The sequence below is a fragment of the Candidatus Sodalis sp. SoCistrobi genome, from assembly GCF_900143145.1.
Taxonomy (GTDB): Bacteria; Pseudomonadota; Gammaproteobacteria; order Enterobacterales; family Enterobacteriaceae; genus SoCistrobi.
In genome coordinates, this window is the sequence record NZ_FRDB01000051.1 from 1 (window position 1) to 15,122 (window position 15,122).

The 15,122-nt window shown below is 57.9% G+C and carries 10 protein-coding genes and 3 pseudogenes; 3 read left to right on the forward strand and 10 right to left on the reverse strand.

The annotated features are described in order from the left end of the window. Positions 1 to 105: 105 nt before the first annotated feature. Positions 106 to 804 (reverse strand): L-ribulose-5-phosphate 4-epimerase, encoded by a 699-nt coding sequence (gene araD / locus CINSTRO3249_RS05415; protein WP_074012502.1) that lies wholly within the window; start codon positions 802 to 804, stop codon positions 106 to 108. A gap of 284 nt (positions 805 to 1,088) precedes the next feature. Here araD and osmB point away from each other — a divergent pair, with 284 nt between their 5' ends. Continuing rightward, positions 1,089 to 1,304, forward strand: a complete 216-nt coding sequence (gene osmB / locus CINSTRO3249_RS05420; protein WP_084790120.1) for an osmotically-inducible lipoprotein OsmB — start codon at positions 1,089 to 1,091, stop codon at positions 1,302 to 1,304. A gap of 80 nt (positions 1,305 to 1,384) precedes the next feature. On the opposite strand, the gene yciH is transcribed toward osmB, so the two are convergent. From yciH to pgpB, 5 genes are all read right to left on the reverse strand, one after another. Next, the gene (gene yciH / locus CINSTRO3249_RS05425; protein ID WP_074012504.1) at positions 1,385 to 1,708 is read right to left on the reverse strand and encodes a stress response translation initiation inhibitor YciH; all 324 of its coding nucleotides are present in this window, start codon (positions 1,706 to 1,708) and stop codon (positions 1,385 to 1,387) included. Next, entirely contained in the window at positions 1,701 to 2,459 is a 759-nt protein-coding gene (gene pyrF / locus CINSTRO3249_RS05430) for an orotidine-5'-phosphate decarboxylase (RefSeq protein ID WP_074012511.1), read from the reverse strand. Before pyrF ends, yciH begins: the two co-directional genes overlap by 8 nt. A 177-nt stretch (positions 2,460 to 2,636) precedes the next feature. Then, complete coding sequence (gene lapB, locus CINSTRO3249_RS05435; RefSeq protein WP_074012505.1) at positions 2,637 to 3,806, reverse strand: lipopolysaccharide assembly protein LapB; 1,170 nt, start codon at positions 3,804 to 3,806, stop codon at positions 2,637 to 2,639. Between the two features lie 6 nt (positions 3,807 to 3,812). Then, positions 3,813 to 4,130, reverse strand: coding sequence for a LapA family protein (locus tag CINSTRO3249_RS05440; protein ID WP_074012506.1), 318 nt, complete (start codon positions 4,128 to 4,130; stop codon positions 3,813 to 3,815). A gap of 256 nt (positions 4,131 to 4,386) precedes the next feature. Then, complete coding sequence (pgpB, locus tag CINSTRO3249_RS05445; protein WP_074012507.1) at positions 4,387 to 5,142, reverse strand: phosphatidylglycerophosphatase B; 756 nt, start codon at positions 5,140 to 5,142, stop codon at positions 4,387 to 4,389. Positions 5,143 to 5,403: 261 nt separating this feature from the next. Between pgpB and ribA the strand changes: the two genes are divergently transcribed. After that, positions 5,404 to 6,003, forward strand: a complete 600-nt coding sequence (ribA, locus tag CINSTRO3249_RS05450; RefSeq protein ID WP_074012508.1) for a GTP cyclohydrolase II — start codon at positions 5,404 to 5,406, stop codon at positions 6,001 to 6,003. Between the two features lie 347 nt (positions 6,004 to 6,350). Here the strand turns inward: ribA and acnA are convergent. The 3 genes and pseudogenes from acnA to topA form a co-directional block, all read right to left on the reverse strand. Next, a pseudogene (acnA, locus tag CINSTRO3249_RS17570) lies at positions 6,351 to 9,046 on the reverse strand (aconitate hydratase AcnA). 761 nt (positions 9,047 to 9,807) lie between these two features. After that, positions 9,808 to 10,782 carry an HTH-type transcriptional regulator CysB gene (gene cysB / locus CINSTRO3249_RS05460; protein ID WP_074012509.1) on the reverse strand — a complete coding sequence of 325 codons (975 nt, stop codon included), beginning with the start codon at positions 10,780 to 10,782 and terminating at the stop codon, positions 9,808 to 9,810. Between the two features lie 198 nt (positions 10,783 to 10,980). Beyond that, positions 10,981 to 13,569, reverse strand: coding sequence for a type I DNA topoisomerase (topA, locus tag CINSTRO3249_RS05465; protein ID WP_074012510.1), 2,589 nt, complete (start codon positions 13,567 to 13,569; stop codon positions 10,981 to 10,983). A 419-nt stretch (positions 13,570 to 13,988) separates the two neighbouring features. Here topA and CINSTRO3249_RS05470 point away from each other — a divergent pair. Then, a pseudogene (locus CINSTRO3249_RS05470) lies at positions 13,989 to 14,215 on the forward strand (DUF2498 family protein). Between the two features lie 692 nt (positions 14,216 to 14,907). Here the strand turns inward: CINSTRO3249_RS05470 and CINSTRO3249_RS05475 are convergent. Then, a pseudogene (locus tag CINSTRO3249_RS05475) lies at positions 14,908 to 15,122 on the reverse strand (IS1 family transposase); the annotation flags it as partial.

Below are 15,122 nucleotides of genomic sequence, written 5' to 3' on the forward strand. Positions count from 1 at the left end.
TGCTCATGCTGAGTTTCCAGCACTAGATTAACTGCCCGTTCACGGACTTCCGGAGAGTAACGTTTGGTCGTTGTCATAGAGACCTCCACTTTTAAAGTATAGACTCTAATTTATCCGGGGTGATTCATCTTTGCCGTGCTTGCGCATATAATGTTTCACCAGCAGGCTGCGCTGTATCGCCGGTAGCTCTGGGCTGAGCTGGCGGGAAAAAATCCCCATGTAAGCAATTTCTTCCAGCACCACGGCATTGTGCACCGCATTTGCCGCGTCGCTGCCCCAGGCAAAAGGCCCGTGGGCGTTAACAAGCACTGCGGGCACCGTCGCAGGACTGAGCTCCCGGTGCCGAAAAGTCTCCACAATGACCTGTCCGGTTTCCCATTCATAACGACCATTAATCTCATCATCGGTCATCAGCCGGGTACAGGGGATCGCGCCATAGAAATAGTCGGCATGGGTCGTGCCCCAGGCGGGAATATCCCGCCCCGCCTGCGCCCAGATGGTGGCATGGCGGGAATGGGTATGCACAATGCCGCCCAACGCCTCGAACGCCAAATACAGAGCCCGGTGAGTATCGCTGTCGGATGAGGGTTTGCACCGCCCTTCCACCCGCCGGCCGCTCGCCAGTTCCACCACCACCATGTCGTCTACGGTCATGGCGCTATAATCGACGCCGGACGGTTTAATCACCATCAGGCCGTTTTCCCGATCCACCGCGCTGACATTACCCCAGGTAAAGGTAACCAGCTGATGCTGCGGCAGCGCCAGATTCGCCTCCAACACCTGTTGTTTCAGACTGTTTAGCATGGCGTTCTCCTTATCCCAAGATAAGGCTATTGTCCGGTCCGGCGTGCGGCTCCGGTATGGGTAAACCGGCTGAAGATCGGGCGTGGTTCTGCTATCGGGACGCTAGGAAACGTATCAGCCAGGGTTCAGGAGGGAAATTTCGGATTATTTAACCTTTGGAAAAGGTGTAAACAATTGATTATTAAAAGATCATCATTAATCGCCAAACAAGCTAAATGTTGCGAATAAGTCTATAATTATTTCAAGGTAATTCAATATAACAGCTGGATATGGAGAACGTGATGATGAGCTCAACCTCTAAACGCATGGCCGCCGCGGCGCTGGCGGTTACCCTGGCTTTATCGCTGAGCGCGTGCTCGAATTGGTCGAAACGCGATCGCAACACCGCCATCGGCGCTGGCGCCGGCGCTATCGGCGGCTCGGTCCTGACCCACGGCAGTGGTCTTGGCACTATCGGCGGCGCCGCCGTCGGCGGGATCATTGGCCATCAGGTAGATTGATGTCCGTTGTCCGTTAATCCTGCGCCGCCACACCGTTATCTCACGCGGTGTGGCGAGCAGCTTAGGCTAGGCGCATTCCTTCAACCGCCCGCCAGCTTGACCTTCAGACCCCGCGCTTCTAAAAGCTGTTTTAACCTATCGCGATCATCGCCCTGAATCTCAATGACGCCGTCTTTCACTGCCCCGCCGGTGCCGCATTTCTTTTTCAGCTCGCTGGCAAGAGACTGCAACGCCGCGTCATCCCAATCGAGGCCGGTAATCAGACATACGCCTTTGCCTTTTCGGCCGCTCCTTTGCCGCTGCAGGCGCACAATGCCGTCCCCTGACGCACGCGGCGCGGGCGCCTCCTCCGTTTTAATGCGCCCGCCGTCGGTGGAATACACTAGCCGGTTTGCATCAGACATCGGCACCTCCGGCTTGCAGTTCTTGCAAAATCGCCGCCAGGGCGGCCGCAGGATCGGCGGCCTGGGTAATAGGACGTCCGATCACCATATAATCCACGCCCGCCTGCTGCGCCTGCAGCGGCGTCATCACCCGGCGCTGATCTCCCGCGTCGCTGCCGGCGGGGCGGATCCCCGGGGTCACCAGCGCGAAATCCGCGCCGCAATCGGTTTTCAGCCGCGCGGCTTCCCAGGCGGAGCACACCACCCCATCCAGGCCGCACGCTTGCGCCAACATGGCCAGACGCACGGCGTGGTCCGAGGCGCTGCCGGCAATGCCAATCCCCCGCAAGTCCTCATCATTCATACTGGTCAGCACCGTGACGGCGATAAGCACGGGCGCGTCGGCCCCGAACGGCACCAGCGCTTGCCGCGCCGCCGTCATCATGCGTTCACCGCCGCTGGCGTGCACATTGACCATCCATACCCCCAATTCCGCCGCCGCGCTGACCGCTTTGGCCACCGTATTAGGGATATCGTGGAATTTCAGGTCGAGGAAAACCTCGAAACCGCGCTGCTGCAGGTCACGCACCAGCGCCGGTCCCGCTTGTGTGAACATTTCTTTGCCGATTTTCAGCCTGCACTGGGACGGCGCCACGCGGTCGGCAAACGCCAGCGCTTGACGGGCATCGGCATAATCCAATGCCACTATCACCGGCGAGCCCGCCGGTTGCGCGGTTAAAGGGGAAGAGGAAGATACAATCGTGCGCGTCATGAAACATCTCTGGTTGGCGGCCCGCTTGCGCAGGCCCGTTATCATCAGGCCATTTTACCCGCCGGCGGCAAAAAAGCCCAGCCCGCACGGCGCCAGGTTTGCTGCGGGTTAGTCGCCGCCGCGGCAGCGGGGCGGCGACTAACCCGATCTTTTCAGGCTGACATTACCTGAAAGCGGTTACTGGCCGTCCAGACCGCGTATGGGCTTGACCGAGGCCCAGGATTTACACGATGGACAATGCCAATACAGACTATGGGAGGTGAAACCGCATTTCTGGCAGCGGTAGCGGGGTTTGGTATGGATCTGTTCGCCGACCATATCGCGCAACGTCTGCAGACTTTCCTTGGCGCGGCCGTCTTCCGCCTCGCTGAGATGAAAGTTCATCAGCCGGTGAAACATACGCATGGTCGGATGCTGACGCAATTGCTGATTGATATAGCCCTGCGCCACCTCCGGCCCCTGTTCGCGCTCGATGATGTCGGTCAGCAGCAGCTCCGCCGCCGAGCCGGTGTCTTCTTGCACACAGCGTTTAAGAAATTCGGCCCATTGGGCGGGTTGATCCAACGCCTGATAGCATTCCTGCAGCATCGGCAGCGTTTCGCTGACCATTTCACGATCCTGATCCAGCACCCGCGTCAATTCGCCGACCGCGCCCGCATAATCTTGCTGCGCCATGAATATTCTGGCGCGCATGATGGACACCCGCGCGCTATTTTTGTCTGCGGCCGCCCCTTTTTTCAGCAGCGCCACGGCGCGATCCAGATCGTCACTGCCCATCGCCTGGAGCGCCAGCTCGCAGTAGAAATGGGCAATTTCCACCCGGCGCTGCTCTTCGCCGAGCTTGACCAGTTTTTCCGCGACGTCTATCGCCTTCGACCATTCGCTGGTCGCCTGATGGATCTGCAGCAGCAGACTCAACGCCCCCACCCGGAAGTCGTCTTCATTGACCAACTGGCTAAACATATCTTCAGCGCGATCGTAAAACCCGGCCGCCATATAATCGCGGCCCAGTTGCTGGATGGCTAACAACCGCTGCTCAAAGGTCAGCGACGTGCTTTCCATCAACGCCTGGTGGATGCGGATAGCGCGGTCGACCTCGCCGCGGGAACGAAACAGATTGCCCAGCGTCAGATGCGCTTCAAAGGCGTTGCTGTCCTCCTTCAACATATCGAGGAACAGGTCCACCGCCTTATCTTGCTGGTTGGACAATAGAAAATTCACCCCGGCGACGTACTCCCGGGAAAGACGGTTAGCTTCCTGCTGTTTATCCTGCTGCGCGCTCCTGCGCCCCATATACCAGCCATAGGCGGCGGCCACGGGCAGCAACAGAAACAGCAGTTCTAACATAATGCGTTATTCCTTAGGCGTAACGGCAGGCGCGCCGGCGGGCGCGGTGGTTACCGTTTCCAGCGGCGCAAGCTGCTGTTCTAAGCGTTTCACCTTGCGTTCGGCCCGCAGCAACGCTACACGCGTGCGTAACCAGAACAGGCCGCAGATGACCCAGCCGATGATGAATCCGGCGGCGAACAGTGAGGTGAGTAAGGTCGACACACGAAATTGACTCTGCGCCAAAAGGTAGTTAAAGGTCACCACCTGATCGTTGTGCGCGCCAAAGGTAACGGAGATGATAAAAATCACCAGCACCAGCAACATTATCAGAACATATTTCACATGATTTCCCGCAAGCCGTGTTAGTCGTATGTTCAGACGCTTAGCTCATCTGACACGGTTAAATTACCATTTCCCCGGTTATGAAGGAAATTTTCCCCTGCGATAGGGGACATCGCCTGCCGGCGGCGCGCTTCACTGCGGCGGCAATATTGGCGCACGTTGAATAATTACTATAGGGCCGCCACAGGGAAAACCCAACCGCCGGCGGTGCTTTTCTCTTTGCCGGCCCGGCGCAAAGGACGGTTGGCCGGCTCCCTCACCCGCGCGAGCGAATATCCGGCGCTTCTTCCGGCGTCGGCGTCAGTGCGCCAATCCAACGCTGCACCAGCCAGCACCCTAGGGTTATCACCAGCCAGCTGACGGCGACGCCCATGACCACATCCCGCGGCCAGTGCATACCGAGCGCCATGCGGCTGACCATCACGCCGCTAGCCCAAAGCATCAGCACCACGGTGGAGACCCTGTGACGACGCGGCCAGAGCAATCCCACGGCCAGCAACGCCCAGCTGGCGGCGAAAATCGTGTGGCCGGAGGGAAACGAAAAACCGGTTTCAGCCCGCCAATGCTTCTGCAGCCAGGGCGGGATCACCTGCTGCTCCTTTAGTTCCCGCGCTACCGCCGCACTACGCGCTTTGCGCGGCATGGCGTAAAACGCCCGATCGTCGATGGCATAATGCTTATCCAGCCAGACCACATAGGGCCTGGGCTCCTGCACCCGTTCTTTGATGAACGATTTCATGCCTTGGCCGATAAGTAACGTTGCGGTCAACATCGCCGCCAGCCCCAGCGCCGGTTTGAGACGATAACGCAGACACCAGAGAAACCAGCTTATCAGCAGCGCGCTGGTCAGGGTGCCCCAGGGCGAGGTCACGGTTTCCGTCAGCCAGTACCACCCTTTTAGCCAGCGATAGTCATTTTCCGGCTGCCACTGCCAGCCGCTGGCCCACAGCACCAGCGGTAACACCATCAGTAGCAGCGCCCCCAGACCGGTGCGTTTTGCAATTTCAACCATTGATTTTCCTTTTTTACGGATTGCCGTCAGGGTGCGCGACGGCCGCAGGCAAGCTTAACAGAAAGTGCCCTAAACAATGGTTAACGGCGTGTTGGTTGCGCATTTTGTCGCCAGTTGACCGCAACAAATCCCGTCATAGGGTAAATTTATGGCAAAATAGAACCCAGAGGATTCCGATCGAGGCGCCTTCTTGCGCTGGTGCTGGTCACACGACACAGCAGGCAGTAAGATGCGCGTCATTCTTAGGTTTTGGAGAGCAACATGCAGCTTAAACGTGTGGCAGAAGCCAAACTGCCGACACCCTGGGGTGATTTCCTGATGGTGGGCTTCGAGGAAATCGCCACCGGGCAAGACCATTTGGCGTTGGTCTATGGCGATATCACCGGCCCGGCGCCGGTGCTGGCGCGTGTCCATTCCGAATGCCTCACCGGCGATGCCCTGTTCAGCCTGCGCTGCGATTGCGGCTTCCAACTGGAGGCGGCGCTGAGTCATATCGCCGAAGAGGGGCGCGGCATATTGCTCTACCACCGCCAGGAAGGCCGTAATATCGGCCTGTTGAACAAAATCCGCGCCTACGCTCTGCAGGACAAAGGCGCCGATACGGTCGAAGCCAATCATCAGCTCGGCTTTGCCGCCGACGAGCGGGATTTCACCCTCTGCGCCGACATGTTTAAATTGTTGGGCGTCGAAACAATACGTTTGTTGACCAATAATCCCAAAAAGGTCGAAATACTGACCGAGGCCGGCATCAATATTAGCGAACGGGTGCCGCTGATCGTTGGCCGCAACCCGAAAAACGCCCGCTATCTGGATACCAAGGCCGCCAAAATGGGGCATTTGCTTAACGGTCCCGCCGAATAAACGCCGGTGCGGGTTATCCCGCCCCCGCGCGGCCGGGTTGCCGGTGGCTTGAGCCGCCTGCCCCCGCGCCTTCCGGCACCGGGTCGCCTTTCGTCCCCCTCCGGCGCAGTCAGACATTGGCCTCGCTGCCATCAACGTCAGGGCGGATCCCCCACCGGTTCACCCAACCTCCGGCGCAGGCGGGCAGAGGCCTTGCCGCACCCAACGTCAGGGCGGATCCCCCACCGATTCACCCAACCTCCGGCGCAGGCGGGCAGAGGCCTTGCCGCACCCAACGTCAGGGCGGATCCCCCACCGATTCACCCAACCTCCGGCGCAGGCGGGCAGAGGCCTCGCCACACGCAATGTCAGGCCGGATCACCCACCGGTTCATTCAGCATATTGCGGATGACATAGTGCAAGATGCCGTCGTGACGGTAATAGGTCAACTCATTGCCGGTGTCGATACGGCACCGCGCCTCGATAGTGCGGCGGCGGCCGTCGGGCCAGGTAAAGGTCACCGGGACATCGCAGCCGGGCTTTAGCGCCGCCAGGTCAGGTACGTCAATCGTTTCATCACCGCTTAAGCCTAGCGTTTTGCGGGTTTCACCGTGCGGGAATTCCAGCGTCAGGATGCCCATGCCGATAAGATTGGAGCGATGGATGCGCTCAAAGCTCTCGGCAATCACCACCCGGATCCCCAAAAGCCTGGGCCCCTTCGCCGCCCAGTCGCGGCTGGAGCCGGAGCCGTACTCTTTACCGGCGATAATCGCCAACGGCACCTGCTCGGCGGCGTACCGCATGGCGGCGTCGTAAATCGCCAGCGCCTCACCGGAAGGCACATGGCGGGTATAGCCCCCTTCGATATCCGGCACCATTTCATTGCGAATGCGGATATTGGCGAAGGTGCCGCGCATCATGACTTCATGATTGCCGCGCCGTGAACCGTAGGAGTTGAAGTCTTCCGTGCTGACGCCGTGTTGTTGCAGATAACGTCCGGCGGGGCTGTCTACCTTGATATTGCCCGCGGGCGAGATATAGTCGGTGGTTACCGAATCCCCCAGCATGGCCAGGATGCGCGCACCGCGGATATTTTCCACCGGTTTTGGCTGATGCAGCATATCCTCAAAAAACGGCGTCAGGCGAATATAGGTCGAATCCGGCTGCCATTGGTAGGTGGCGTCGCGATTGACCGCGATTGAACGCCATTCGTGGCTACCGGTAAAGACTTCGCCGTATTCTTTGTGGAACATTTCGCTATTGACCAGCGCCACCGCCTCGGCAATTTCTTCCGAGCTGGGCCAGATGTCGCGCAGATAAACCGGTTTGCCATCGGTTCCGCTGCCCAGCGGATTCTCGCTGACATTAATCAGCATATTGCCCGCCAGCGCATACGCCACCACCAGCGGCGGCGATGCCAGCCAGTTGGTTTTCACCAGCGGATGGATGCGCCCCTCAAAATTACGGTTACCGGACAACACGGCGCCGACGGTCAAATCGCCGGCCTTGATCGCGGCTTCGATACTGGGTTTGAGCGGGCCGGAATTACCGATACAGGTGGTACAGCCGTAGCCCACCAGATTGAAACCTAACTGGTCAAGATAAGGCGTCAACCCGGCCGCCGCGAGGTAATCAGTCACCACCTTGGAGCCCGGCGCCAGCGAGGTTTTCACCCAAGGCTTACTGCGCAGGCCTTTCTTGACCGCGTTACGCGCCAGCAGCCCGGCGGCCATCAGAATATTGGCGTTGGAGGTATTGGTACAGGAGGTAATGGCGGCGATAACCACCGCGCCTTGATCCAGCCGGTAGGTTTCACCGTCCAGCTCGAACGGCTGCGCAACCGGTTCGGCGCGTTTGCCTAACGCCAGCTCATCAGTGGCTTTGAACGCCCCCGGCACGGCCGGCAGCGCCACCCGGTCCTGGGGACGACGCGGGCCGGCGAGGCTCGCCACCACGCTTTCCATATCAAGCTCAAGGGTGCTCTGGTAAACACCGGCTCGTCGCCCGCCTGACGCCACAGCCCCTGACGTTTACTGTAGGCCTCGACCAGTGCGACCTGAGCCTCGCTGCGCCCGGTCAGCCGCAAATAGTCGAGAGTAATGGCGTCCACTGGAAAAAAACCGCAGGTCGCGCCATATTCCGGCGCCATATTGGCAATCGTCGCCCGGTCCGCCAGCGGCAGTTTATCCAGCCCGTCGCCGTAAAATTCGACGAACTTGCCCACCACGCCGTGCGCCCGCAGCATTTGCGTCACGGTCAGCACTAAATCGGTCGCAGTGATACCTTCATTGAGCTTACCCGTCAATTTAAACCCTACCACGTCCGGGATCAGCATCGACACCGGCTGGCCGAGCATGGCCGCCTCCGCCTCGATCCCGCCAACGCCCCAGCCCAACACCCCCAGTCCGTTAACCATCGTGGTATGGGAGTCGGTACCGACCAACGTATCTGGATAGGCGATCTCTTGCCCGCCCTGCTCTTCGTGCCAGACGGTCTGGGCAAGGTATTCCAGATTCACCTGATGACAGATGCCGTTTTCCGGCGGCACCACGCGGAAACGGCTGAAGGCGTTTTGCCCCCAGCGCAAAAAGGTATAACGTTCGCGATTGCGCGACATTTCCAAGTGATTGTTTTCGGCATACGCGTCCTCGCTGCCATAGGCGTCCACGGTGACCGAATGGTCAATGACCAGATCGACCGGCGAGAGCGGATTCACTTTGTCGACATTCCCGCCCAGTCGTTTCACCGCCTCTCGCATGGCCGCCAAATCGACTACCGCCGGCACCCCGGTGAAGTCCTGCATTAATACCCGGGCGGGACGATAGGCGATTTCCCCCTCCGCATGGGCGGTTTTCAGCCAGCCTGCCACGTCGCGCAGGTGCGCCTCGGTGACGATAACCTCATCTTGATGGCGCAGAAGATTTTCCAGCAGCACTTTCATCGACTTGGGCAGTTTATCAACGGGTCCCAAATGTTCAGCCGCCAGCGCCAGACTGAAAAAATGGTAGGTTCTATGGTGTGCGGTGAGCGTATCCCTGCTTGCTTCTTTAATTGATGACGACATAACTCCTCCAAACAAAATCATTATTGTCATAACCCTATTCGGGTTGAGGTAATCATTTAAAGATAGTACAAACAAACGGCAACGTTTTCATAACATAGGCGGATTATCACTGCGATTGGCAAAACCCCTATACAGGACGCGTTGTGGTCCGGCGGCCTATTTCCTTCGCCGCCATAAATTGCGGCCGCGGCGTAGCCCCGGCGGCCTATTCCCTTCGCCGCCATAAATTGCGGCCAGGGCGTGGCCCCGGCGGCCTATTTCCTTTGCCGCCATAATCGCGGCCGCGGCGTGGCCCCGGCGGCCTATTTCCTTCGCCGCCACAAATTGCGGCCGCGGCGTGGCCCCGGTGGCCTATTTCCTTCGCCGCCATAAATTGCGGCCGCGGCGTGGCCCCGGCGGCCTAATTCCTCCGCCGCCATAAATAGCGGCTGCGGCGGCAACCCTTCGTTATACCTAGCGGCCATGCAGCATACGTGGCGTTATAAATAGCGGCGGAGGTGACTTTGCCCCGGGTAACGAGCGCGACAGCAACCGCGCAGCCTCGGGAGCATCCGCGCGGGCCGCCGTTGCCCCAGACGCAACGGCGGCGAACGGCGTGAAATGATGAGCGGCCGCCGGCATGGGCTAATGGCACAACCCGCGCGCAGTACTTACCAGCAAGCGTAGCAAGTCAACGCCAGTGGCAAGTCAACGCCGCAGCGGTCAGCGCCGGGCGTGACGAATAGACGGTGACTAAATCGACGGTGGCTAACGTGGTGCGGTTACTTCAAAGGCAGCTTGATGTCCTTAAACATCGCTTCAATATCCTCATTGGAGCGCAGCGCTACCGCCATATCCACCACATCGCGGGTCAGGTGCGTCGCGAAGCGGTGAATAAAATCATACATATAACTGCGCAGGAAGGTGCTACGACGAAAACCGATTTTGGTGGTGCTCTGGGCAAACAAATCATCGGCGTTGATTTTGACCAAATCCGGATCCGCTTCGGTATTCACCGCCATGTTGGCGATGACGCCAACCCCGAGCCCCATGCGTACATAGGTTTTAATCACATCGGCATCGGTGGCGGTAAACACGATGCGCGGCGTCAGACCGGCGCGGTTGAAGGCGGTGTCCAACTCGGAGCGGCCGGTAAAACCAAAGGTATAGGTCACCAGAGGAAAAGCCGCCAGCTCCTCGATAGACAGCGATCGCTTGCCGGCGAGAGGATGGTCCGGCAACACCACGATGGCCCGGTTCCAGTGATAACAGGGCAGCATCACCAGATCGTCATACAGATGCAGCGCTTCGGTTGCGATGGCGAAATCCGCCATCCCCTTTGACACCGCTTCGGCGATTTGGGTGGGCGAGCCTTGATGCATGTGCAGCGATACCCGCGGATAGCGCGCGATAAACCCCTTAATCACCTCCGGCAATGCATAGCGCGCCTGGGTATGGGTGGTCGCCACGTACAACGATCCTTTGTCAGGATAGGTATGCTCCCCCGCGACCGCCTTGATGGCATCGACTTTGGACAGCACCTCGCGCGCGATGCGGATAATTTCTAGACCCGCCGGCGTAACCTGGGTCAGGTGCTTGCCGCTGCGGGCGAAAATCTGCACGCCAAGTTCATCCTCCAGCATTCGCACCTGCTTGCTGATGCCGGGTTGAGAGGTATAAAGCCCCTCAGCGGTGGAGGAGACATTCAGGTTGTGGTTAACCACTTCCACAATATAACGAAGTTGCTGCAATTTCATTGGCTTGTCCTGACGAATACCGTGAACCTGACGCACGGCGCAAGCCCGCCGGACCGGGGTCGAACCCGGTTCCGCGAAAGCGCTTAAAAGCGTTGGTTATGACTAATACTATTTAATCATAAAAAAACACTTAATATCACTTAATTATCAATTAAAAAAAAAGCCAACCGCGAGGTTGGCTAAGAGACACCGGCAGGATTACTTTTTAGTCACCTGCCATTGGCCATCGATATAGAAGGCGGTATAGCCGGTGGCTTTGCCGTCCTTTTCCGAGGACACATATTGTTGCTTGGTTTTACGGCTGAAACGCACCAACGTACTATTGCCCTCGTCATCCGCGACGGGCGCGTCGGCCAGATAGCGCAGCTTTTCCGGCAGGCGATCGCGAAAGCGGGCCAACTCGGCCACCAGCGGCGCGCGGGTCTCGCGGGATTTCGGGAAGGTGTTGGCAGCCAGGAAAACCCCCGCCGCACCGTCGCGCAGAACAAAGTAAGCATCCGACTTCTCGCACGGCAGCTCGGGCAGCGGCACCGGATCTTCCTTCGGCGGCGCCACATCGCCATTGCGCAGGATTTTGCGGGTGTTCTTACAGTCGTCGTTGGTGCAGGCCATGTATTTGCCGAAGCGCCCCAATTTCAGGTGCATATCCGCGCCGCATTTTTCACATTCAACGACCGGACCATCATAGCCCTTGATTCGGAACTCACCCTGTTCGATATCGTAACCGTCGCATAGCGGGTTATTGCCGCACACGTGGAGTTTGCGTTGGCCGTCGATAACATAGCTGTCCATGGCGGTGCCGCATTTCCCGCAGCGGCGGCGTGCGCGCAACGCATTGGTTTCTGCATCGTCGCCTTCCAGCACGTTCAGGGTTTCCGATTCCGGGATCAAATTTATGGTGTTTTTGCAGCGCTCTTTCGGCGGCAGCGCATAGCCCGAACAGCCGAGGAAGACGCCGGTGCTGGCGGTACGGATCCCCATCTTGCGGCCACAGACCGGGCAGTCGATGCTGGTCATCACCATCTGATTGGGCCGCATGCCGCCGTCTTCGGGATCTTTCTCGGCGTTTTCCAACTGCTGACTGAATTCCTGGAAGAAGGCATCCAGCACCCGCTTCCACTCCTGCTGATTGGCGGCCACCTGATCGAGGGTATCCTCCATCTTGGCGGTGAAATCATAGTTCATCAGCTCGCGGAAATTTTCTTCCAGGCGATCGGTGACGATTTCCCCCATTTTTTCCGCATAAAACCGGCGGTTTTCCGCGTGGACATAGCCGCGATCTTGAATGGTGGAGATGATGGAGACATAGGTCGATGGTCGGCCAATCCCTCGCTTCTCAAGCTCTTTCACCAGCGAGGCTTCACTGTAGCGGGCGGGCGGCTTGGTAAAATGTTGACTGGGCAGCAATTTGCTAAGCGTAAGCGGCTGGCCTGCCGCTACCGCCGGCAGGGTCCGGTCCTCGTCGCCTTTGCGCAGCGCCGGCATGACTTTGGTCCAGCCGTCGAAACGCAGCGTGCGGCCGCGGGCGCGCAGTTGAAACTCGCCGGCGGTAACGGTTAGCGTGGTGGAATCATATTGCGCCGGCGTCATTTGGCAGGCGACAAACTGACGCCATATCAGCTGGTAAAGTTTCTGCGCATCGGCTTCCATGTCTTTTAGCTGTTCCGCCAAGGCGTTAACGTCGGAGGGACGTATCGCCTCATGCGCTTCCTGGGCATTATTTTTACTGGCGTATTCATTAGGCTGCTTCGGCAGATAGGGATTGCCGAAAGACGCACCGATATAGCCGCGCGCCATATCAAGAGCGTCCTGACTCAAGTTTGTGGAGTCGGTACGCATATAGGTGATATGCCCGGCTTCATACAGCCGCTGCGCTAACATCATGGTTTTCTTCACGCCATTGCCCAGGCGGGTGCTGGCCGCCTGTTGCAGCGTCGAGGTGGTGAACGGCGCTCCCGGCTTGCTGCTGGTCGGCTTATCGTCCCTGTCGCTGACCACGTAGTCCGCCTGTTCAAGCCCGTCCAGCGCCGCCTGTATTTGCTGCTGATTGACCGGCTTAAAGGGTTTTTCCCGCTGATGCGTCACCTGCATTGCCAGCGGCACTGCCTGCGCGGTTTGCAGATCGGCATGCAGTTCCCAATACTCTTCGGGAACAAAGGCTTTTATTTCCCGCTCGCGCTCCACTACCAGCCTGACCGCAACCGACTGGACCCGTCCGGCCGACAGGCCGCGGGCAATTTTTTTCCACAGCAGCGGCGACACCATATAGCCCACCACGCGGTCCATAAACCGCCGCGCCTGCTGGGCATTAACCCGGTCAATATTCAGCTCGCCCGGCTGTTCAAAGGCCTGGGTAATCGCGTTGCGGGTGATCTCGTTGAACACCACCCGGCTGAAACGTTTATCATCACCGCCGATCACTTCGCGCAAATGCCAGGCGATGGCTTCCCCTTCGCGGTCAAGGTCGGTCGCAAGATAGATATGATCGGCTTTTTCCGCTAGCGCTTTCAGCTCGGTCACCACTTTCTCTTTACCGGGCAAAATCTCATACCGGGCTTTCCAGCCATGGTAAGGATCGATGCCCATTCGGTTGACCAATGCGTGTTGCGGGTCCGGCTTGCCTTTTTTCTTTTTACTGGCGTCGCTGCTCTTTTGACTGGCTGAACCGCTGGTCGGCAAATCGCGGATGTGACCGACGCTGGACTTAACCACGTAGTCTTTGCCTAAATATTTATTAATCGTTTTGGCTTTGGCCGGCGATTCAACGATAACGAGAGCTTTACCCATTTTTACCTTTACCTGAGTGATGTCTTCTGCAATAAGAAGTTTTTTGCGCCAGACCCTGGCTGGGCATACCTCTTTTTTTATATTGCGGCAGTGCCGCCAAAAATCAACCAGTTTTTGTTGCGCTTCTCAAACGGGAGGACATCTGGCCAACTTCTTGATAATACGCTTATTTCTATAATAAGCGTAGGCAATCGCTGCTTATTTCCCCGCTAATCGGTAACAAAATAACCACCCGACGCGCGGAGGGCCACACTGTACATGATAAAAAAACTGGTGCAACCAATAAGCGGGGGAAAAAATGGTTTTACCTGCTACTCAATTAGCAAAACCGTAAACTAAACGAATAAACCTTAGTCGGTTTGCCGACAAACACAACCGGGTATTACAATAGGACACGCGTTAACACAGGAGTGACAAATATGCACAGCTTCACCATCGCCATAGACAGAAAAAGTCTGTTAAGAGAAGCGAACCGGATAATTCGCGAGCACGAAGACTATATGCACAGAAAGGACCGGTACTTGTTTTTCGCGGTGAGTTTTTTCTCGATGAGCATGGAATACCTACGCGCAAGACCACCGCCGTCTTTAATATGTTCAAGCATCTTGCTCATGTTCTGTCGGAAAAATATCATTTGGCAGACTGATATAGCGCGCCCCGTCATCGCCAATGCCGCGATGAGGGCGGCGCCCTTCGGCCGGTCCGGCGGGCACCGTGGTTAAATGCGGGATAAATTACGCATCGGCGCAGGTTATCAAGTGAAAGGTCGGGCTGAAAACATCAGCAGCGTTTGTCCCTCTCTAGCTGTTCTGCGTCAGCCACCACCGGCAGCGAACGCCGGCGCGAAAAGGGTGCCATACCCTCGCTCCTTCGCCGCAACCTGTCGGCGGCGCGCTAACTAAACAGTGATTCAACCAGCCGTCCGCGCGGCTTTCGATGTGAAAGGATGCGAAACAGGGTGTAGCGCTTTCCGTCTTGCCGGCAATAACTTGTTGCCCGATGACCATGCTAAGGATGAGGGTATGCCGCTCCTGCCCGCTGCCGTGGCTTTTCGCGCCGATCCGCAGTCACCGTGGCGGCGATTAACGCCCGAAGCCGCTTCGCCGTGACGATAATGGCTATTAACGCACGCGGCGCTTACATCGCGACGTTTGGCTGTTGTCTACCGCTGGGACCTCGACGTAACAACAGCCGGCAGGTTTATCGTTACAACAGCGGCTTTTGCGAGCGCTGCCAGTAACGCAGCAAGCGTTGCTCTACGCTTAACGCAGCGCTGTCGGTGAAGCGGCTCATCCAGCGTTTCGGCCGGCTAAAGCGCACGGGTAATGACTCCAATAAGTAGAACATGTGTTTTTCGATGAAGGCTCCGATGACTTTTTCGTGGATCTCGACAGAGCGCGAGAAGCAAATCGTTTTACGCGCCAGTCGTTTAATGCGGGTACGGAGCGTCAGGTTATTGCGCTCTATACGTTGCGTGAAGATCTTGCCAGTCAGATGTTTCTGCTTCGGCACCTCTCTTGCATAGCTGCCCCAGTTGTCACTGGTAATCATGC